The 20,607-nt window shown below is 50.5% G+C and carries 21 protein-coding genes and 2 tRNA genes; 7 read left to right on the top strand and 16 right to left on the bottom strand.

Annotation, left to right across the window (positions count from 1 at the left end; genetic code table 11):
* Positions 1–104 precede the first annotated feature (104 nt).
* Positions 105–1,163, bottom strand: coding sequence for a DNA polymerase IV (dinB, locus tag CYJ98_RS05085; RefSeq protein ID WP_101755589.1), 1,059 nt, complete (start codon positions 1,161–1,163; stop codon positions 105–107).
* 77 nt (positions 1,164–1,240) lie between these two features.
* Positions 1,241–2,284 (bottom strand): sulfate ABC transporter substrate-binding protein, encoded by a 1,044-nt coding sequence (locus CYJ98_RS05090; RefSeq protein WP_180947867.1) that lies wholly within the window; start codon positions 2,282–2,284, stop codon positions 1,241–1,243.
* A 252-nt stretch (positions 2,285–2,536) separates the two neighbouring features.
* Here CYJ98_RS05090 and CYJ98_RS05095 point away from each other — a divergent pair, with 252 nt between their 5' ends.
* Entirely contained in the window at positions 2,537–3,370 is an 834-nt protein-coding gene (locus CYJ98_RS05095; protein WP_101755591.1) for a DUF4198 domain-containing protein, read from the top strand.
* 43 nt (positions 3,371–3,413) lie between these two features.
* On the opposite strand, the gene CYJ98_RS05100 is transcribed toward CYJ98_RS05095, so the two are convergent.
* The 7 genes from CYJ98_RS05100 to CYJ98_RS05130 all read right to left on the bottom strand — a co-directional run bounded on the left by CYJ98_RS05100 (position 3,414) and on the right by CYJ98_RS05130 (position 10,074).
* A complete protein-coding gene (locus tag CYJ98_RS05100; RefSeq protein ID WP_101755592.1) occupies positions 3,414–4,265 on the bottom strand; it encodes a DUF5672 family protein in 852 nt (283 codons plus the stop codon).
* Positions 4,266–4,302: 37 nt separating this feature from the next.
* Positions 4,303–6,903: a DNA mismatch repair protein MutS gene (mutS, locus tag CYJ98_RS05105; protein ID WP_101755593.1), complete on the bottom strand. Its 2,601-nt coding sequence runs from the start codon at positions 6,901–6,903 to the stop codon at positions 4,303–4,305.
* Positions 6,904–7,001: 98 nt separating this feature from the next.
* Positions 7,002–7,943 carry a DUF4424 family protein gene (locus tag CYJ98_RS05110; RefSeq protein WP_101755594.1) on the bottom strand — a complete coding sequence of 314 codons (942 nt, stop codon included), beginning with the start codon at positions 7,941–7,943 and terminating at the stop codon, positions 7,002–7,004.
* 68 nt (positions 7,944–8,011) lie between these two features.
* On the bottom strand, positions 8,012–8,848 hold the full coding sequence (gene panC, locus CYJ98_RS05115; RefSeq protein WP_101755595.1) for a pantoate--beta-alanine ligase: 837 nt from the start codon (positions 8,846–8,848) through the stop codon (positions 8,012–8,014).
* A 119-nt stretch (positions 8,849–8,967) separates the two neighbouring features.
* On the bottom strand, positions 8,968–9,759 hold the full coding sequence (panB, locus tag CYJ98_RS05120; protein WP_049329718.1) for a 3-methyl-2-oxobutanoate hydroxymethyltransferase: 792 nt from the start codon (positions 9,757–9,759) through the stop codon (positions 8,968–8,970).
* A 127-nt stretch (positions 9,760–9,886) separates the two neighbouring features.
* A tRNA-Thr gene (locus CYJ98_RS05125) sits at positions 9,887–9,962 on the bottom strand.
* A gap of 36 nt (positions 9,963–9,998) precedes the next feature.
* A tRNA-Thr gene (locus tag CYJ98_RS05130) sits at positions 9,999–10,074 on the bottom strand.
* Between the two features lie 215 nt (positions 10,075–10,289).
* On the opposite strand from CYJ98_RS05130, the gene CYJ98_RS05135 reads away from it, so the two are divergent.
* Positions 10,290–11,084, top strand: coding sequence for a polyamine aminopropyltransferase (locus CYJ98_RS05135; RefSeq protein ID WP_101755596.1), 795 nt, complete (start codon positions 10,290–10,292; stop codon positions 11,082–11,084).
* Positions 11,085–11,123: 39 nt separating this feature from the next.
* Positions 11,124–11,762 (top strand): alpha/beta hydrolase, encoded by a 639-nt coding sequence (locus CYJ98_RS05140; protein WP_101755597.1) that lies wholly within the window; start codon positions 11,124–11,126, stop codon positions 11,760–11,762.
* Between the two features lie 82 nt (positions 11,763–11,844).
* Here the strand turns inward: CYJ98_RS05140 and CYJ98_RS05145 are convergent, their stop codons facing one another.
* The 4 genes from CYJ98_RS05145 to folB form a co-directional block, all read right to left on the bottom strand.
* Positions 11,845–12,237 (bottom strand): hypothetical protein, encoded by a 393-nt coding sequence (locus CYJ98_RS05145; RefSeq protein WP_101755598.1) that lies wholly within the window; start codon positions 12,235–12,237, stop codon positions 11,845–11,847.
* A gap of 179 nt (positions 12,238–12,416) precedes the next feature.
* A complete protein-coding gene (locus tag CYJ98_RS05150; protein WP_070646807.1) occupies positions 12,417–12,953 on the bottom strand; it encodes an NUDIX hydrolase in 537 nt (178 codons plus the stop codon).
* A gap of 84 nt (positions 12,954–13,037) precedes the next feature.
* Positions 13,038–13,685, bottom strand: coding sequence for a nuclease-related domain-containing protein (locus CYJ98_RS05155; protein WP_101755599.1), 648 nt, complete (start codon positions 13,683–13,685; stop codon positions 13,038–13,040).
* 46 nt (positions 13,686–13,731) lie between these two features.
* Positions 13,732–14,082 (bottom strand): dihydroneopterin aldolase, encoded by a 351-nt coding sequence (gene folB, locus CYJ98_RS05160; RefSeq protein ID WP_101755600.1) that lies wholly within the window; start codon positions 14,080–14,082, stop codon positions 13,732–13,734.
* A 57-nt stretch (positions 14,083–14,139) separates the two neighbouring features.
* Here folB and plsY point away from each other — a divergent pair, with 57 nt between their 5' ends.
* Entirely contained in the window at positions 14,140–14,751 is a 612-nt protein-coding gene (plsY, locus tag CYJ98_RS05165; protein ID WP_101755601.1) for a glycerol-3-phosphate 1-O-acyltransferase PlsY, read from the top strand.
* Between the two features lie 73 nt (positions 14,752–14,824).
* On the opposite strand, the gene CYJ98_RS05170 is transcribed toward plsY, so the two are convergent.
* The 3 genes from CYJ98_RS05170 to CYJ98_RS05180 all read right to left on the bottom strand — a co-directional run bounded on the left by CYJ98_RS05170 (position 14,825) and on the right by CYJ98_RS05180 (position 17,474).
* A complete protein-coding gene (locus CYJ98_RS05170) occupies positions 14,825–15,352 on the bottom strand; it encodes a single-stranded DNA-binding protein (RefSeq protein ID WP_101755602.1) in 528 nt (175 codons plus the stop codon).
* Between the two features lies 1 nt (position 15,353).
* The gene (locus CYJ98_RS05175) at positions 15,354–16,736 is read right to left on the bottom strand and encodes an MFS transporter (protein WP_070823553.1); all 1,383 of its coding nucleotides are present in this window, start codon (positions 16,734–16,736) and stop codon (positions 15,354–15,356) included.
* Between the two features lie 114 nt (positions 16,737–16,850).
* The gene (locus CYJ98_RS05180; RefSeq protein ID WP_101755603.1) at positions 16,851–17,474 is read right to left on the bottom strand and encodes a lytic transglycosylase domain-containing protein; all 624 of its coding nucleotides are present in this window, start codon (positions 17,472–17,474) and stop codon (positions 16,851–16,853) included.
* Positions 17,475–17,646: 172 nt separating this feature from the next.
* Between CYJ98_RS05180 and ppx the strand changes: the two genes are divergently transcribed.
* The 3 genes from ppx to truB all read left to right on the top strand — a co-directional run bounded on the left by ppx (position 17,647) and on the right by truB (position 20,597).
* A complete protein-coding gene (gene ppx / locus CYJ98_RS05185; protein WP_101755604.1) occupies positions 17,647–19,155 on the top strand; it encodes an exopolyphosphatase in 1,509 nt (502 codons plus the stop codon).
* A gap of 87 nt (positions 19,156–19,242) precedes the next feature.
* A complete protein-coding gene (gene rbfA, locus CYJ98_RS05190) occupies positions 19,243–19,614 on the top strand; it encodes a 30S ribosome-binding factor RbfA (RefSeq protein ID WP_003685554.1) in 372 nt (123 codons plus the stop codon).
* A 68-nt stretch (positions 19,615–19,682) separates the two neighbouring features.
* Positions 19,683–20,597, top strand: a complete 915-nt coding sequence (gene truB / locus CYJ98_RS05195) for a tRNA pseudouridine(55) synthase TruB (RefSeq protein ID WP_101755605.1) — start codon at positions 19,683–19,685, stop codon at positions 20,595–20,597.
* The last annotated feature ends 10 nt before the right edge of the window (positions 20,598–20,607 follow it).

Genomic DNA, 20,607 nt, shown 5'->3' on the forward strand with positions numbered 1-20,607 from the left:
CCTAATAATTTTCAGACGGCCTGTTGAAACGGCTGTCGATATGGTTATGGAACGATATTGTCCTGCGCCCTATCTTCAAACGGAAAGAATGCTTTTCTATTTCTTTATAACCAAAGCGTCTGCTGCTGGTTTTTCGGCAGCAAATGACTCACGCCGATACCGATCAGGCGGAAGGCGTCTTCGCGTTGCGGCGGTATGCGTTGCAACAAAGTATGCGCCGCCTGAAGCAGCGAAGCACTGTCGGGAAGGACGGAAGAATACGTCAGCGAACGCGTAATAATGCGGAAATCGTGGGTTTTGAGTTTAAGGGTAACGCCTTTGGCTTCAACGTTTTTGCGCTCAATCTGCCGCCAAAGGTCTTCGGCAAGGTGCGGCAAATGGCTTGAAGCCTGCGCCAAAGATAAATCTTCGGGCAAAGTGATTTCAGTTGAGATTTGCAGGCGTTCGCGTTCGGCTTTGACCGGCCGCTCGTCGATACCGCGTGCCAAATCATAAAGGCGGTAGCCGTAGCGGCCGAAATGGTTTAAAAGTTCGCCGCGCTCAAAACGGCGCAAATCGCCGGCGGTTTTCATACCGAGGGCATTCATCTTTTTCAGCGTGACTTTGCCGACACCGGGAATCTTACCCAACGGCAGGCTCTCCAAAAACGCCATGATTTTGGGCGGCGGCAGCACAAACTGTCCGTTTGGCTTGCGCCAGTCGGACGCGATTTTAGCCAAAAATTTATTGGGTGCGATACCTGCAGAGGCCGTCAAACCGGTTTCTTCAAAAATTTCGGCGCGAATGCGTTTGGCCACCTCGCTGGCATACGGGATATTTTTAAAATTTCGGGTAACATCCAAATAGGCTTCGTCCAAAGACAAAGGCTCGATCAAATCGGTATAACGCCGAAACACGGCATGAATCTGCGCCGACACCTTGCGGTACAAATCGAAATGCGGCGGCACAAACACCGCCTGAGGACACAGTCTTTTTGCCGTCGCCACCGACATGGCCGAGTGCAAACTGAATTTGCGCGCTTCATAAGACGCAGCACAAATAACCGAGCGCGCGCCATCCCATGCCACAACGACGGGCAGCCCTTTCAAATGCGGCTGCTCGCGCAGTTCTACCGAAGCGTAGAATGCGTCCATATCGATATGGATGATTTTGCGTTGGGACATGGGAAAAGGTGGATAAGGAAAAGGCTTATTGTAACAAAAGGCCGTCTGAAATTTCAGACGGCCTCCATGTTCACACCTTATTTTTTACCGGAAAGCTGATCAAACAATCCGCCGTCGGCAAAGAATTTTTTCATGATGTCCGACCAAGCGCCGAACTTCTCATTCGGATTGAAAGTTTCAATCTCAGGGAAATCGGCTTTGTGTTTCGCCAATACTTCGGCATTGCGCGGTCGCAGGTAAAGATTGGCGGCCAACTCTTGGGCCGGTTCGCTCCAGAGGTTTTGCAGATAGGCTTCGGCAGCTGCACGCGTGCCTTTTTTGTCGACTACGCTGTCCACAACGGCAACCGGCGCTTCGGAAAGAATAGTGTAGCTTGGGTAGACAATTTCAAATTGGTCTTGGGTCAGCTTTTTGCTGACGTAGTTGGCCTCATTTTCAAAGGTAACCAAAACATCGCCGATATGGCGTTGGCTGAAGGTCGTCGTTGCTGCGCGGCCGCCGTTTTCAAACACCGGCGTGTTTTTCAGCAATGCGGCCACAAAATCTTTGGTTTTGCCTTCATCGCCGTTATTGACTTTCAAACCATAACCGTACGCACCCAAAAAGGCGTAGCGGCCGTTGCCTGTGGTTTTCGGGTTAGCCAAAACGATTTGCACGCCGTCTTTGGCCAAATCGCCCCAGTCCTGAATGTGTTTCGGATTGCCTTTGCGTACCAAGAAAACGACGTTGCTGGTATAAGGCACGGCATTATCCGGCAGGCGTGTGTTCCAGTCGTCTTTGATCAGGCCTTTTTTCACCAAAAGCTCGATATCGGAAGTCTGATTCATGGTTACCACATCGGCAGCCAAACCGTTGGCCACGGCCAAAGCCTGCTTGCTGGAGCCGCCGTGCGACTGTTGGATTTCAACCGTTGCGCCGCCGTTTTTAGCAGCATATTCTTTGACAAACAAAGGATTGTATTCTTTATAAAAATCGCGAGCGACATCATAAGAGACGTTCAACAACTTCACATTACCGCCCTTGCCTGCGGAAGCTGCATTGTCGGCAGATTGTTCGTTTTTGGGAGAGCAGGCACTCAACGCCAGCGCGGCGGTCAATGCGGCAAAAGAAAGGGTACGGATATTCATGGTCGGCTCCTATTAAAAGTATGGCGATACTTTATCGGGATCGGAGGCAAACGGGAAATAATGTTTGCTTTTGGGTTTATCAGTTTTGGTTATATAAACCGAGGCCGTCTGAAATCAAAAAATAATTATTTATAACTATAAAATCTAAACCATATTATTTACAAAGTTAATAAAAAAGAGTACCGTTCGTATTCGCCGAATCATTAGGCGTTTTGTTCAATAATAGAAAGATGGAGTGTAGAAACGATGAAACAGTGGATGCTTTTAGGATTGCTGGGATTGGGCGCAGTGGCACAGGCGCACGATGTTTGGGTGGCCGCACCGGCACATCAGCCTGCCGGCAAAATCCTGCATGCGGATTTGGGTTACAGCCACGACTTCCCCAATGTCGAAAAAATCGCCGATGACCGCGTGCATATTTTCAAACCGCTGCAATTGACCGACAGCTCAAAGAAAACCGTTGATTTGGTGAATAAGGGCGAAAACTATCAATACGTTTCCAAAGCCGCCCTGCCCGCAGGCTCCTACTGGGTCAGCGCGACCTACCAACCGACTTTCTGGTCGAAAAACCAAGACGGCTGGAAACAGCAAACCTTGAAACAGCTGGCCGGTGCCACCTATTGCGAACAATCGCAAATGTTCGGCAAGAGTTTCATCCACGTGGGCAACGGCGCAGTCGATGAAGCGGTATTGACCCGCCCTATCGGTCAAGAGCTGGAACTGGTTCCGCTGAAAAATCCGAACGCAGTCAAAGCCGGCGGTATTTTGCCAGTCAAAGTCCTGTACAAAGGCGAGCCTTTAGTTAAAGCCACCGTTACCGCCAGCTCCGACACTTTGGCCGAAATGGACTTGGAATCAACCCATGACCACCGCGAACCTCAAGGCTTCTCCGGCAAAACCGATAAAAACGGCGTGGTTAATGTGATTACGCTGATTGACGGTTTGTGGAAAATCAAAGTGGTGAACGAGACCGATTACGGCGATAAAAGCGTATGTCAGAAAGACAATACTTACGCGACGCTGATTGTGCCTGTCGGTACCAAACGCGCGGCCGCACGCCATGCCCACCATCATCATTAACAGCCATTAAAAAAGGCCGTCTGAACTTTCAGACGGCCTTCATTTATTCTAATTCATAACCCAAATTTCTAAAAAAACGGGATAATGTTTCCAATTTATCCTCATTCAATTGGACAAAACGGACACGGTTGCAGCCGGTCAAGACTACATTGCCCATCCAGTGCGCCCCAAAGACGTGCTCTAAAGGGACATTCCTCATTCGATTGATAAACGGTACTTCTGAAGAAAATTGTGTTGCAATATTCGGAGGCGCAAATTTCAGACCCAAGTCCTGCAATGTATAACGGTGTTGCGCCGTCAAAAACATATCTTCGTGGTGCAGCCGCACCAGCCATTCCATACCGGCAATTTTTCCGTCTCTCGGCGGCAAAGGCGGCCGGATTTCTACATTTAAACCCAGTTGCCGAGGCATGGTTAAAAGCCGCTTGCTGCGCAGGCTGAAACCGCCGTTCTGCGGCTCGTCCAAATTCGAAGAATTCTGAATCAGATGCTGTTTGGCCAAATATTGGTCGGTCCCCTTCAGGAAAAACTGCCCATCGGCTTCGGTTTCCAACAAAATCGGCAAAGGTGCGCCGATATAGTCATATTCCCGATAGGCATCCTGCCAGTTTTGACCGTTCAGCACCCAGCCGTCATTTTGAACAATCAAACAATAATCGGTTTCGATGTAATACATCAGTTGGTACAAAACAAACAGATTGTATTCCAGATAACCGAATGGCCGGCAAGGCTGATGCAGGATATTTTCCGGCAAACCTTGCGGACGGCTCGGGCTAATCAGCAATCCGTGGCTTCCGGGCAATTCGGCACAGCTGCGGATAATGGCATACATCGTGCCCTCGGTATAAGAATCTGCGCCGGTAATACCCACCACGGTAATGTCAGCAAAACTCATTATATGTTTCTCCTATTTCAGACGGCCTTTGCGTTGTTTACGACACCTTGTTGCAGATTTCTTTCAAACGGTACAAGGCATCCAAAGCTTCACGCGGCGTGAGGTTGTCGGGCTGAATTTGCGCCAAAGCTTCAGCCAATTCATTGGTCTGCAAATTATCGACAGGTTCAATTTCTTGTGCTTTCCCTTCCTCATCTTCCCTATTTTCAGACGGCATGGCGCTGAAAATATCCAACTGCGGACGGTTGGCGGCGGCTTGGTTTTCCAAATCGTTTAAATGCTTTTGAGCCGCTTTCAAAGCGCGGTTGGGCAGGCCTGCGAGTTTGGCGACGGCGATACCGTAGCTTTTGCTGGCGGGACCGGGTTCGATGTGGTGGAGGAAGACGATATCTTGTCCTTGTTCGAGTGCGGAGAGGTGCATGTTGACTGCTGTTGCGTGGGCTTCGGGCAGTTTGGTCAGCTCGAAATAGTGGGTGGCGAAGAGGCTGAAGGATTTGTTTTTTTGCAGCAGGTGTTCGGCGATGGCGTGTGCGAGGGCGAGGCCGTCGAAGGTGGAGGTGCCGCGTCCGACTTCGTCCATGAGGACGAGGGATTGGTCGGTGGCGTGGTGAAGGATGTAGGCGGTTTCGCTCATTTCTACCATGAAGGTGGAGCGGTTGGAGGCGAGGTCGTCGGAGGCACCGATGCGGGTGAAGATTTGATCGATGGGGCCGATTTGGGCGGCATCGGCAGGCACGAAGCTGCCGGTGTGCGCCATGAGGACGATGTGGGCGACTTGGCGCATGTAGGTGGATTTACCGCCCATGTTGGGGCCGGTCAGGAGCATGAGGCGGTGTTTGTGGTCGAGGCGGGTGTGGTTGGCGGTGAAGTGGCGCACTTGTTGCTCGACGACAGGATGGCGGCCGTTTTCGATATGGATGACGGGGTAGTCTGCGAACTCAGGACAAACGAAGCCGCGTTCGGCCGCAATCGCGGCAAACGTAGAAAGTACGTCAAGGGCGGCCGCGGCTTTGGCTGCTTTTTGAAGCTGCGACAAGGCCGTCTGAACTTCTTTCAGCAGGGCTTCAAACAGGCGTTTTTCCAGTGCCAATGCCTGCTCTTGCGCGGTCAGGACTTTGTCTTCGAAGGTTTTGAGTTCAGGAGTGATGAAGCGTTCGGCGTTTTTCAGAGTCTGGCGGCGTTGGTAGTCGGCGGGGGCTTGTTCGGCTTGAACTTTGGATAGCTCGATGTAGAAGCCGTGGACGCGGTTGAACTCGACTTTGAGGGTGGAGAGGCCGGTGCGTTCGCGTTCGCGCGCTTCGAGGTCGAGCAGGAATTCGTCGCCGTGGTTTTGGATGTGGCGCAACTCGTCGAGTTCTGCCGAATAGCCTTGGTTGATGACGCCGCCGTCTTTGAGCCAGACGGCGGGTTCGGGCATCACGGCGGCTTTGAGGATTTCGGCGACGGGCAGGGTTTCGGGGAAAACGGCTTTGAGGGTTTCTAAGAGACTGCTGCCCTCGGAGGACAATTCGATTTCGGACAGGGCAAACAGGCTGTCGCGCAGGGCAGCGAGGTCGCGCGGACGGGCGTTGCCGACGGCGATGCGGGCGGCGATGCGTTCGATGTCCGCAATGTTTTTCAGACGGCCTTGCAAAGTTTCGTATTGCGAACCCAACGCGGCAACGGCTTCTTGGCGGGCGCGGATGTGGGCGCGGCTACGTAAGGGGTGGTGCAGCCAAAGTGCTAAGAGGCGGCTGCCCATGTGGGTGGCGCAGCCGTCGAGTATGGAAAACAGGGTCGGCGATTTTTTGCCGGAGAGGGTTTGCGTGATTTCGAGATTGCGGCGTGTGGCGGCGTCCATGCCGATATATTGGCTATCGGTTTCGAGCGAAATGCCGTCGAGGTGTTGTGGCATCAGGTTTTGCGTCAGGCGGATGTAGTTCAACAACGCGCCCGCCGCGCCGACGGCAGCTTCGTGTTCTTTGCCGTCCAAACCGAAGCCGTGCAGGTCTTGGCAGCCGAAGTATTCGGTCAACAATTTCGCGCCGGCGTCAGCGGCAAACTGCCATGAGTTCAGGCGCGTAATGTTGGCGGAGGCTACCTGAAAACCGTCAGGCAGGCTTTTGCCTTCGGGCAACAGGATTTCCGCCGCCTGCAAACGTGCCAGCTCGTCGGCTAGTTTGTCCGCCGTCGTCAGCTTGGTTTTGAATTCGCCGCTTTGCAAAGATGCCCACGCGATGGCGACGTGTTTTTTATCCGCGTTCACCGCCGCGATGCGGTTGGTTTCCTTATCTTCCAAAAACGCCGCGTCGGTCAGCGTGCCGGGCGTCACAATACGCACGACTTTGCGCTCCACCGGCCCTTTGCCTGTGCCAACTTCGCCCACCTGCTCGCACACCGCCACGCTTTTGCCCATCTTCACCAGCCGCGCCAGATACTGCTCCGCCGCGTGAAACGGCACGCCCGCCATCTTAATCGGCACGCCGTCCATCTGCCCGCGCGTGGTCAGGGTAATGTCCAACAACTTCGCCGCTTCCACCGCGTCATCCAAAAACAACTCGTAAAAGTCGCCCATACGGTAAAACACCAGCTTGTCGGCGTGTTGCGATTTGATGGCGAGATACTGCTGCATCATCGGGGAAACGGTGGGTTTGGACATGGAAAAGCCTTAGAAACGCAAAAGCGTTATTGTAACAAAAGGCCGTCTGAAAACCTAAATAAGCTTTCAGACGGCCTTTTATGTATGCCAAAATAAGATTAGTTATAAACGAAAATAATGTCTAAGTCTTTCTTCGGCAGGAAATTTTCTTTGACTGCTTGGAAACGGTTCGGCCCTACTTTGCGCAAGGATTTGTCCCAGCAGAGTGAAATCACAGTATTGGGCTCGCGATCTATGGTCAACGTGAATTTTCCTATCGGTTTTGCCCAGTTAGCACCTGTAGTCAAGACATAACCCAAATAGTGATAAAGCTTTGAACCTTCTTCCACAGTCTTAAAGTTTTTAAGGAAGTTTTCATCCATACAGTACTCATCTATGAATGCTTTGCTGTCTTTGGCTTTGAGCGAAGGCAGGAAGCTGCCGCCAACCAGCGGGGTGTATTGGTGTTTGATTTCGGTGACGCTGCCGGCTTTGAAGGTTTGCTTCCAGCTGTAAACAATCTGCGCCGACCAATCGGGCAGTTCATCCGTCTGTTTGGGCAGCATGGATTGGACTTTGGCGGAGCGGCAGGCTCCGATTTTGCTGCCGATTTTTTCACCGTCTTGCTTTTTCGTCCAAGGGTGCATCAGTTCCTGATCGCTCAAACCGCATTTTTTCAAGTCGGCGGTTACATCCACCAACGTTCCGTTACTACGTTCAAAATAGGCGCGGACGTGGGCTTGCGGGCGGACAGGTTTGCCGTCGGCGTAAATGCGGAAGCTGTTAACCAAGCCTTTGGTGTCGGCAAAGTCGGAATCGGTGAAAGCAGGAACGATGGGCAAAGGAAAAAGAACCGTCTCGGTAATGTCTTGCGCTGTAGTATTTTTAAACTTGTAATGTACGCGGATTTGCTTTTCGCTGATGTGCAAATCTTCGCTCTGCATATCGATATGCGGATTTTTCAGATATTTGATGCCGCTTGTGCTGACCGTACCCATACTGTCATTGGCATGAGCGGCCCCAGCCAGCAGAAAAAGCAAGATTAAAGCTTTTTGTTTCATGATTTAACCCCTTTGAAACAGGCCGTCTGAAAAACAGGTTTCAGACGGCCTTTAACAGCAGCTTGGTTTTAAGCCAAAACCACTTCCAAATTATCAATCAGGCGCGTGGTACCCAAACGGGCGGCGGCAAGCACCACCAATTCTTTATCGCCAACATGAGCCACTGCCAAGTTGTGTGCATGGCGGATTTCAACGTAATCAACCACCCAGCCGGCATCGGTCAAACGACGGATACATTCGGCTTCAAGCTGGGCGTAATCCAGATTGCCGTTTTTCAAGGCGGCAGCAATGTTTTGCAACTCTTGATAGAGGCGGGGCGCTTCTGCGCGTTCTGCTTCGCTCAAATATTGGTTGCGGCTGGACAGTGCCAGGCCGTCTGAAGCGCGGCCGGTGTCGACGGGAACGATTTCGATATTGAAATTCAAGTCTTCGACAAAGCCTTTGATAATCGCCAGCTGCTGATAGTCTTTTTTACCGAAACAGGCGGTATCGGGTTGAACGATGTTGAACAACTTGGTCACAACGGTTGCAACGCCGCGGAAATGGCCCGGGCGGAATTTGCCGCACAATTCGTTTTGCAGGTGTGGAGGCTCGACATTGAAACGCTGTTCCACATTCGGATACAGCTCTTTTTCATCAGGCGCGAACACGACGGCAACGCCTTCGCCCACCAATTTGTCGGCATCTTGCTGCAAAGTGCGCGGATATTTGTCGAAATCTTCGCCCTGTCCGAATTGCAGGCGGTTAACAAAAATACTGACCACAACATTATCGGCACGTTTTTTTGCTTCGCGCACCAGCGCAAGATGGCCTTCGTGCAGATTGCCCATGGTCGGCACAAATGCCACTTTTCCGGCAGTTTTGCGCCACTCGCGCAATTCTTTAATCGTATGAATGATTTGCATGGTTTGAAAAATCCTTTATCTTTTCCGCCGTTTCATCAACGGAAATCACGCGCCGATTATACGCTTTTATTCATCAAAAAGGCCGTCTGAAATAAGTTTCAGACGGCCTGGTTTTTATTTTATCCGGCAAACGTATGTTCGACAGATGGGAACGTTTTTGCTTTGACTTCGTCCACATAGGCTTTGACCGCAGCTTGAACGCTGTCTTTGCCCTGCATAAAGTTTTTCACGAATTTGGCGGTTTTACCGGGAAAAATACCGAGCATATCGTGCATCACCAAAACCTGACCGTCGCAATCCACGCCTGCGCCAATACCGATGGTTGGGCAAGAAACTGTCTCGGTCACTTTTTTCGCCAACTCTGCAGGAACGCATTCCATCAATACAATTGCCGCACCTGCCGCATCATGCGCTTTAGCATCGTTGAGCAACGCTTCTGCCTTGTCGCCGCGGCCTTGAACTTTATAGCCGCCAAATGCAAACACGGATTGCGGAGTCAGGCCGATGTGGGCGCAAACAGGGATACCGCGCATTTGCAAAAATTCAGTGGTCTCCGCCATCCAGACACCGCCTTCGAGCTTGACCATATGTGCGCCGGCCGCCATCAACTCTGCCGCTGCCGCAAATGCCTGCTCTTTGCTCTGCTGATACGCGCCAAACGGCAAGTCGCTGACAATCATGGCATTTTTAGCACCTCGAGCCACACATTCAGTGTGGTAGCACATATCCTGCAAGCTCACCGGCAAAGTGGACTGACGACCTTGCACCGCCATACCTAAAGAATCGCCTACCAGCAATACATCCACGCCGGCATTATCCATCAGCGCGGCAAAGCTGGATTCATAAGCGGTCAGCATGGCGATTTTTTCGCCCTCTGCTTTCATTTTTTGCAAAGTGTTTACGGTAATCATGTGTTTTGTGTGTTCCGCCCGACGGGCAGCCCTTTGTTGTAATGGAAACGCGGTATTATAAGGTCTGCTTTTAAAATATCAAAGCATAAGCAAAAAGCCCGACTGCTTTCACAATCGGGCTTTTAATTGGTGCCGGCACCAAGAGTCGAACTCGGGACCCCCTGATTACAAGTCAGGTGCTCTACCAACTGAGCTATACCGGCTTACTGAAATGCCTTGCGGCACCATCAGTCTTTAACTGGTGCCGGCACCAAGAGTCGAACTCGGGACCCCCTGATTACAAGTCAGGTGCTCTACCAACTGAGCTATACCGGCAAGGAAGTCGGCATTATGCCGATAAGTTCCCATTTTGGCAAGCATTTTAAAACAAAGTTACTCACGAAATTATAAAAACCAATGATTTTAAAGAAAATTAAATACATACCTTATCTTTCCATCCAACACACTCAAAGGCCGTCTGAAAACCACCCCAGCGCAAAACATCATTGTTTCTGTTAAAATAACGCCTTCAATATCTTTTGCCTGCACCCATGCCACCCCGCCATCCTTACCACCGCCTGCGCCCAGCCAAATCCCATCTGCCCGAAGTCGGCATTTCCGAAGAAGGCAATATCCGTTCCCTGCACTTGGGCAGCGACACCATTCAAAGCTCCATGAATGTCGATCATCCGTCCGAGCTGGTGTTGTCGTACAGCCGCGCCATGATGGGTTGGCTGCTGTTTACAGAAACCCCGCCCAAACACATCACCCAAATCGGCTTGGGCGGCGGCTCGTTTTCCCGTTGGATAGACAGCTATCTGCCCCACACCAAGCAAACCGCCGTGGACATCAATCCTCAAGTCATCGCCGTGGCGCGCAGCCTGTTTGAATTGCCGCACGAAGGCGAAAATTTCGAAATTATCGAGGCGGATGGTGCGGAATATATTAAAGTGTTCCGCCACAATACCGACGTGATTTTAGTAGATGGTTTTGACGGCGAACAGATTATCGATGCTTTGGTGGAAGAACCCTTCTTCCAAGACTGCCGCAATGCACTCTCTCCAGACGGCGTATTTGTTACCAACTGGTGGAGCGGCGATCAGCGTTATCAACGCTTTGTCGAACGCCTGCTCAACGTCTTTGACGGCCACGTGCTCGAGCTGCCTGCCGAGAGCCACGGCAACGTAGCGGTCATGGCATTCCAAAGCAGCCCTAAAGAACAAAATCTCGACAACCTAAAAAAACGCGCCGAAAAATTAAGCGAAAAATACGGCTTGGACTTCAAACGAATGCTTGCCGATTTGAAAGCCAACAATCAAAACAACGGCAAGAATTTTTATCTGTAAACCGCTTCAGGCCGTCTGAAAACAAACAAGGACACACTCATGCTCAAACCCGACATCATTCAAATCCCCGGCCCGGCCGGTTTGCTGGAAACCATCTACCTGCCAAGCACACAAGAATCCGCCCGCGGCGTTGCCGTCATCAACCACCCCAACCCCCTGCAAGGCGGCACCAACACCAACAAAGTCATCCAAACCGCCGCCAAAGCCCTCAGCCAACTCGGTTTTCATTGCTACCTGCCCAATTTGCGCGGCGTAGGCAATAGCGAAGGCGAACACGACTACGGCCGCGGAGAAACGCAAGACTGCATTGCCGTTATCGACTACGCCCGCGCGCAACATCCAGACGCACCGCAATTCGCCCTGGCCGGTTTCTCATTCGGCGGCTACGTTTCCACCTTTGCCGCACAAGCGCGCACGCCTGATTTACTGTTGCTGATGGGTGCCGCCGTCCATCACTACACCGACCGCCCGGAACCATCCAACGTTCCTGATGTCGCCAAAACATTGATGATTCATGGCGCGGAAGACGAAGTCGTCGAAGTCAACAAAGCCCTGACATGGGCAGAACCACAAGGCCTGCCTGTTGTGACCATTGCCGGCTCGTCCCACTTCTTCCACGGCAAACTCATTGTTTTACGCGATACGATTACACGGTTCGCACCGGCTTTATTAGGCTAAAATCCGGCTACAAAATAAAACAGGGCCGTCTGAAAGCTTTTTCAGACGGCCCTGTTTGTATGAAACCTTATTAACTTATAATTTAAGCTAAACCTCCTAAGATTTTAGCATGTGTTTTAGAATCAGTTTTTGCCACAAACTTGCGCCCATCAGTTAGACGACCTACTACAATAATCTCTTTTGTATTTCCACCAGCCATCACTCCTGCAAGCAAACCCACACTACCAAATAGCAGTGCTCCCGCTGCACCCCAACCAATCGCACCGCCCATACGTTTTACAGATTCTTCAGTTGCTATTTCATACTCTGTAATATTATTGAACGGAATCTCTACCTTTTTTCGCTTATCTTTTAATCCAAGTAATCCTGATAAAAAAGGATGTTTTAATTCACCTTCTGGATAAACAAAATGTGGTTGCGGATATTCAACATAAACTGTTTCTTCAGGCAAGTCCCCTGCAATAATCTCAAACATCATTTCCCCTTTCAGATAGAAATTTTTTCATTCCAAGAAGATAAATCGATTCGACACCATAATCAACCAAATTATCAAAAGAGATTTAATTATCATTAAAAAACGACCTACCGTATATTCATTTTTACAGATAGGTCGTTTAACCGATTAAATATCCAAAAGATTCTTAAATCAATGCATCAATTCTGAGTCAACCAATACTGCAAACCAATCAAAGTCTTACCATCTTTGATTTCATCGTTTGCCAATGCATTGCGGACCTCTTCCTTGCTCATCAGGACGGTTTCTGTAATTTCATCCTCATCGTTGCTCAATTCACTGCCCAAACGCACGCCTTGCGCTTGGTAGAGATACATTTTTTCATCACAAAAACCGACTGCAGTATAAAAGGAGTACAACAGTTTGACGCTATCGGCGACATATGGCGTTTCTTCCGCCAACTCACGCAAAGCGCATTCGGCAGGATCTTCGTCCGCCACATCCAATTTACCCGCCGGCAATTCCAACGTCGCCTGATCGGCGGCATAACGCCATTGGCGCACCAAAACAACTTTGCCGTCTTCCGTTTCCGCCAATACACACGCAGCACCCGGATGACGGATCACAACCCGTTGGCTTTCGTTGCCGTTGGGCAGGCGAACCCGATCGCGGCTGATGGTAACAAAAGAACCTTCGTAGATTGGCTCACTGCTTAATTTAGTTTCTTTCAAATCCATTTTTACCTCATTTCCAAATTATTAAATATTAAAGGCCGTCTGAAATTTTACAGAAATAAACTCAGAGGATGCCTTTTCTAATAGTTACCGCTGATGTCGTTGTTGCAAACGCTCCGTATGTGTTCGCAGCTTTTCACTATTTGCTTGGTAGTCACTTGAAGACAATACAGCAACTATTGCCTCTACCTCATGAGGAAGCAATAAGGCCGTCTGAAAATTCTTAATATAAGCCGCCGCCTGCCTAATACAGCAAACATTTGGTGGCATTTTCGATTTCAACTCACAATCACCTAAGAAAACTACCATTGAATGAAACTTCTCCTCAGGAAATTGCAATAGTTCTGACAATGCTTTGATATGAGCATAATTCTGACGCAACGGATTTTGGAAATAATGTTTCTGTTTATAGATGATTTGCGTCCATTTAGATTGTTTTTCACTACCAAAAATCCAGCCTGTGTAATTTTTAGTTTCTATCACAAATATCCCAAAAATTGAGACATAAATATGATCAATTTGTGTCGTACCATCTCGAGATGGAATAATTAAATCGTGAAACTCAAAATAAGTTTTCTCATCTAAATTTTTTCCAATTACAGAACGAACAGCTATTTCCCCCATGCTTCCCTTTATTTTAGGATTTCTCAACAGTGCTTTTAATAAAAGCAAAGGAATAATGATCAGAAAAATCCAAAATATACCTGACATACTTCCCAATATTTGTTCAATCATGACGTTTTCTTTTTTATTTAAAACTAAAAATTTATATATTTATGGTTTATTCCCGAGTGCGTTCAATCTCAATACCGACCTGCGCCACATCGGGCAAGATACCTGGTTTCACAATACGTACGCGCACTTTGACTGCACCAAAATCATTTAAAATCAATTGGGCGATATGTTCCGCCAAAGTTTCCAGCAGTAAAAAATCCTGTTCGGCAAGGCTGCGGCGTACGACTTCGCATACTTCGCCATAATGAATGGTGTCGCCGATATCGTCGCTCGTGCCGGTACGCTCGGGAACACTGATTTCCAAATCCAAAATCAAAGTCTGTTTACGCTCACGTTCCCAATCATATACGCCGATTAAAGTATCGGCTTTCATGCCGTACAAAAAGATTTTATCCATTTGCCTGTCCGTTTTTTTGATAGAATAACCGTTCCCATTTTAAGTAAAGCACCCAAAATGTTCAATGTACTTGCCATTATTGCCGCCTATCTTATCGGCTCCCTGTCTTTTGCCGTCATCGTATCAAAATATTACGGCATGGACGATCCGCGCACTTACGGCTCCGGCAACCCCGGTGCCACCAACGTCTTGCGCAGCGGTAAGAAAAAAGCGGCCGCACTGACCCTGCTCGGCGATGCAGTAAAAGGCTTGGTTGCCGTCATCTTGGCACGCTGTCTTCAAGATGCTTTAAATTTGTCTGATGCAACGATAGCCCTGGTCGCCATCGCCGCATTGGTCGGCCATATGTGGCCAATATTTTTCAATTTTAAAGGTGGGAAAGGCGTAGCCACCGCATTGGGCGTTTTGCTCGCCCTCTCTCCCGCAACCGCCCTACTCTGCGCCTTGGTTTGGCTGGTCATGGCGTTCGGTTTCAAAGTATCTTCCCTTGCCGCACTGGTCGCCACCGTCTGCGCACCCATCTTCGCCTTCTTCATGATGCCACACGCCTCTTGGGCATGGGCAACCGTATTCATTGCCGCATTGGTGTTGTACCGCCATAAAAGCAATATTCAAAACCTGATTCAAGGCAAAGAAAGTAAAATCGGAGATAAAGCCGAAAAATCTTAAAAACGTAGACATATTCAAATAAAAGGCCGTCTGAAAATATATTTTTCAGACGGCCTTCTATATTACTCAATAATTAGAATGGAATATCATCGTCGATATCATCAACCGGAGCGGTCGGTTGTGCCGGAGCGGGACGACGGGCTGGGGCTGCTGGGAGTTCTTGAGCCGGAGCAGATTGGTATTGCTGCTGTGGCGCTTGTTGGTAACTGCCTTGGCTTGAATGGCCGCCTTGGTTGTAGCCGTCATCATATGGTGCGCCGCCGCTGTTGTCGTTGCGGCCGCCAAGCATTTTCATTTCGTTGGCGATGATGTCGTAAGCGGTGCGCTCGATGCCGTCTTTGCCTTGGTATTTACGGCTTTGGATACGGCCTTCCAGATACACTTGGCTGCCTTTACGCAGGTATTGACCGGCGATTTCGGCGAGTTTGCGGTACATGGTGATGTTGTGCCATTCGGTACGTTCTACGCGTTGGCCGTTACGGTCATTCCACGTTTCGCTGGTGGCAACGCTGAAGTTACAGACGGCCTCGCCGTTGGGCATATAGCGGACTTCCGGGTCGCGGCCGAGACGGCCGATAAGGATGACTTTATTTAATGACATTTTACACTCCTGTGATGATTTTTTCGGCGGCCTCTTGGTCGAATCCTTTTTGCAAGGCCTTGATATAAATGGTTTGTTTGTCTGCGCTGAAGCTGATGCTTTCGACGCCTTCAATTTCGGTCAGTTTTTGGTAGAGCAAATCCGGATTTTGTTGCCATTCGGCGTTAAGCGGATAGCTGAGGTTTTTGACGGGTTTCGGTGCCGGTAAGATGAGTGCCAATACCAGCCACAGCAACATCAATACGCTACAAAAGGTAAAAACGCCTGAAAACCCATATTTTTGGAACAATAAGCCACCGGTCGCGCCACCGACAAACAAGCCGACCGACTGTAATGTGTTATACACGCCCATCGCCGTTCCTTTCAAATCGGACGGGGCGATTTTCGATACCATAGACGGCAGGCTGGCTTCCAATACATTGAAACCAATAAAATAAACAATCAAATAAGCGGTAATCAACCATATTGAGTGCATGCCAAACAGCAAGCCGATTTGTGCCGCGGCAATGCAGACGATACCGAGGATAAACACTTGCTTGAGCTTGTTGCGCGTTTCGCCGACGATAATCAGTGGCACCATAATAATCAGGCCGGTAATGGTTGACGGCAGATAGACTTGCCAGTGATGGATTTTTTCCAAACCCAACTGCGTCATGGCAAACGGCAATGCGGTAAATAATGCCATTTGCGCCGCATGCAAGGCAAAAATACCGAAGTCGAGATTGAGCAGCTGGCGGTTTTTCAATACTTCGCCCATACGCGAAGGCTGCGCCTGTGTGTCTTCGTGCAGTTTTGACACTTCAGGATCAGGCGTCATCCACGCAACCACGCCGATACTGATTACCGTCAGGATACCGGTCAGCGCAAACAGGCCGGATACGCCGATAAAGCTGGCAATCATCGGAGCAAGCACCAGGCTGACAGAGAAGGTCAAGCCTATGCTCAGGCCGATCATCGCCATCGCACGCGTCCGTACTTCGCTACGGGTCAAATCCGCCAGCAAAGCCGTTACCGCCGCGCTGACGGCACCCGCGCCTTGAATGGCACGCGCGGCAACCAGCATTTGCAGGCTGTCGGCAACTGCGGCCAGGAAACTACCGGCGGCAAACACAATCAAGCCGATATAAATCACTTTTTTACGGCCGAACTTGTCGGAAGCGATGCCCAATGGCAGCTGCAACAAGGCCTGTGTCAGCCCGTAAATGCCCATTGCCATACCGACCAATGCTTTATTATCTTCCGCACCGGGCAACGAAGCGGCATACATTGCCAAAACAGGCAGTACCAAAAACATCCCCAGCATACGCAGTGCGTAAACGCCGGAGAGTGTGGTACTGGCACGCCATTCGTGCGGAAACATTTGAATGCGGTTATCTCTTGCCATAAATAATGTTTCAGACGGCCTTAAATTTGCGAAAGGCCGTCTGAAAGTGTGAATTAACAGATTTTCTGATTATACAGGATTCAAAGGAATTGCATGGGGCAAATCGCAAGCCGCTCAACCCCACTGCCATCTATTTCGCCACGCGCCTAACACGGCATTCGGATATTTGTTGCTGCCCAAGCTGCCGTTAAACCTTGCCAAAGCGCGGACAATATTGCCTTTTTCGATATTGTTGTAATGGCGCAGAATGGTGCAGCCGTAGCGCAGATTGGTGCGGATGTCGAAAAGGTTGTGCGACGGATTGCCGATATAGTTTTTCCAAAACGGCATCACCTGCATCAAACCGCGCGCACCCACGCCACTGATGGCATATTGGCGAAACGCGCTTTCCACTTCAATCAAACCCAAAATCACTTGAGTATTGAGTCCGGCGCGGCTGCTTTCGTATTGGATATTGATCAGCAGGCGGCGGCGCTCGCCTTCATCGGGAATAAAGCGTGCCAATCGGGAAGACATCGCCGCCAACCAACGCTCCCCTTCCCTTGCATCGGTAAACACCAGCCGCGCAGGGCTGGCGCTATTGATCGAACTTCGCATCACGGACGCCACATCATCGGCCAGCGTTTCTTCACGTTGCGCCCCCGCCCAAGCGGCCGTAGGCGTCAAAAGCATGGCTCCGCCAACTTGCAACAGGCGGCGGCGCGATAAAAATAAGGAATCTTGGTTTTCCGATTTCATGTGTTTCTCTTTTTAGGCTGTCTGAAAAGTTCAGACGGCCTTTGATATATTTGCTTAAAATCAGCATTATAAAATACATCTATGAGCAGAATCAAAGAGCTGTATTCCTTTTATTGTCAAGTGATACCGCCTCAAGTAACATTTAGGTTTTTCTAATCAAGCGGTATTTTTTATGACCACCACTCCCGCCAACGTTTTAGCCTCCGTCGATTTGGGCTCCAACAGTTTCCGCCTGCAAATTTGTGAAAACAACAACGGCCAGCTGAAAGTCATCGACTCCTTCAAACAAATGGTACGCTTTGCCGCCGGCTTGGACGAACAAAAAAACCTGAGCGAAGCCTCTCAAGAACAAGCCTTGGAATGTTTGGCAAAATTCGGCGAACGCCTGCGCGGATTCCAACCTGAAAACGTGCGCGTGGTGGCCACCAACACTTTCCGCGTCGCCAAAAACATCGCCCAATTCCTGCCCCGTGCCGAAGCGGCGCTGGGTTTCCCCATCGAAGTCATTGCCGGCCGCGAAGAGGCGCGTCTGATTTACACCGGCGTAGTGCATACCCTGCCGCCCAAAGGCGATAAAATGCTGGTTATCGACATCGGCGGCGGCTCGACCGAATTTGTCATCGGCTCTGATTTGCAACCGCTGACCACAGAAAGCCTGCCTTTGGGCTGCGTAACGTACAGCATGCGCTTCTTCCAAAACAAAATTACCGCCAAAGATTTCCAAGCCGCCGTTTCCGCCGCGCGTATCGAAATCCAGCGCATCAGCAAACTGATGAAGCGTACCGGCTGGGATTTCGCTATCGGCACGTCCGGTTCAGCAAAATCCATACGCGACGTTTTGGCGGCCGAATTGCCGCAAGAAGCCGATATTACCGCCCAAGGCATGCGTTATCTTGCCGATAGGATTATCGAAGCCGGTTCGGTTAAAAAAGCCAAATTTGAAAACCTCAAACCCGAACGTGTCGAAGTTTTTGCAGGCGGATTGGCCGTGATGATGGCCGCTTTTGAAGAACTCTCACTGACCAAAATGACCGTTACCGAAGCCGCCCTCCGCGACGGCGTGTTCTACGACTTAATCGGCCGCAGCCTCAATGTCGATATGCGCGAGCAGACAACGGCAGAGTTCCAAAAACGCTACCACGTCAGCCTCAACCAAGCCAAACGCGTTGCCGATACCGCGCAAGCCTTCATGAACAGTCTGTGCCACGCCAAAAACGTAACCGTTCAAGAGCTTGCCCTGTGGAACCAATACCTCAGCCGCGCAGGCCGTCTGCATGAAATCGGTTTGGATATCGCCCATACCGGTTATCATAAACACTCCGCCTACATTCTCGAAAACGCCGATATGCCGGGCTTCTCACGCAAAGAGCAAACCATTTTGGCGCAACTGGTTATCGGCCATCGCGGCGACCTCAAGAAAATGGCGGACATTATCGGCGACAACGAAATCATGTGGTGTGCCGTATTGTCCCTGCGCCTGGCCGCCCTCTTCTGCCGCTCGCGCCTGCCGCTCGATTTGCCGCCGCAAACCCAGCTTCGCATAGATGAAAGCAACCACAGCTTCATCTTGCGCATCAACGCCCAATGGCTGGAGCAACACCCCCTCATCGCCGATGCGCTGGACTACGAAAGCGCGCAATGGCAAAAAATCGATATGCCTTTCTCGGTTCAAGCACAATAAACCGCGCTCCGTTATAATAGGCAGCTGTTCAAAATCCAAACCGCAGGCCGTCTGAAAACGACAGCCTGCCATACATCAAGGAAAACCATGAGAAAACCCCAACGCGGCTACGCCCGCCAAGACCGTGTCAAAGAACAAATCATGCGCGAGCTTGCCGAACTCGTCCGCACCGGCCTGAAAGATCCGCGTGCAGGCTTCATCACCATCAACGAAGTCGAAGTTACCCGCGATTACAGCCACGCGACCGTGTTCTACACCGTCCTCGACGACAGCACGCGCGACATCACCGAAGAAGCTTTGGAACACGCCAAAGGCCATTTGCGCAGCGAATTGGCCAAACGCATCAAACTCTTCAAAACGCCTGAGCTGCACTTCAAATACGACGAATCACTCGAACGCGGCATGAGTATTTCCAGCCTGATCGACCAAGTGGCGGCGGAAAAACCGGTTGAAGACTGATTGATTAAAACACACAGGCCGTCTGAATGCTTTCAGACGGCCTAAACATTAACGCTCCCCTACTTAATATGACAGCCAAACCCACCAAACGCCCGGTCAACGGCGTTCTTCTCCTCGACAAACCCGAAGGCCTTTCCAGCAACACCGCCCTGCAAAAAGCGCGGCGTTTGTTCCGTGCTGAAAAAGCCGGGCATACCGGCGTACTCGATCCTTTGGCCACAGGGCTTTTGCCCGTTTGTTTCGGCGAAGCGACCAAGTTTGCCCAATACCTGATTGATGCCGACAAAGCCTATACCGCCACGCTGAAACTGGGCGAAGCCAGCAGCACGGGCGATGCCGAAGGCGAAATCATCGCCACCGCACGCGCCGATATTTCATTGTCCGAATTTCAGACGGCCTGCCAAGCCTTAACGGGCGATATCCGCCAAGTTCCACCCATGTTTTCCGCCCTCAAGCACGAAGGCAAACCGCTATACGAATACGCACGCAAAGGTATCGTTATCGAACGCAAAGCGCGCGATATCACCATCTACTCCATTGATATCACTGAATTTGATGCACCCAAAGCCGTGATAGACGTACGTTGCAGCAAGGGTACCTATATCCGCACCCTCAGCGAAGACATCGCCAAACACATCGGCACATTCGCCCACCTGACCGCCCTGCGCCGTACTGAAACCGCCGGCTTTACCATTGCCCAAAGCCACACGCTCGAAGCCTTGGCAGAATTGGACGAAGCCGAACGCGATGCCCTGCTGCTGCCTTGCGATGTCTTGGTGCAACATTTCCCCAAACTTGAGCTAAACGACTACGCCGTTACCATGCTCAAACACGGCCAACGTCCCCAGTTCACCGAAAACATTTCCACCGATCAGCCCATCCGTGTATACAGCCGAGACGGCACATTTATCGGGCTGGTGGAATATCAAAAAGAAATAGGCCGTCTGAAAGCCTTGCGCCTGATGAATACCGCCGACCAATAACTTCCTGCAA

It is taken from the genome of Neisseria perflava (assembly GCF_002863305.2).
Taxonomy (GTDB): domain Bacteria; phylum Pseudomonadota; class Gammaproteobacteria; order Burkholderiales; family Neisseriaceae; genus Neisseria; species Neisseria perflava_A.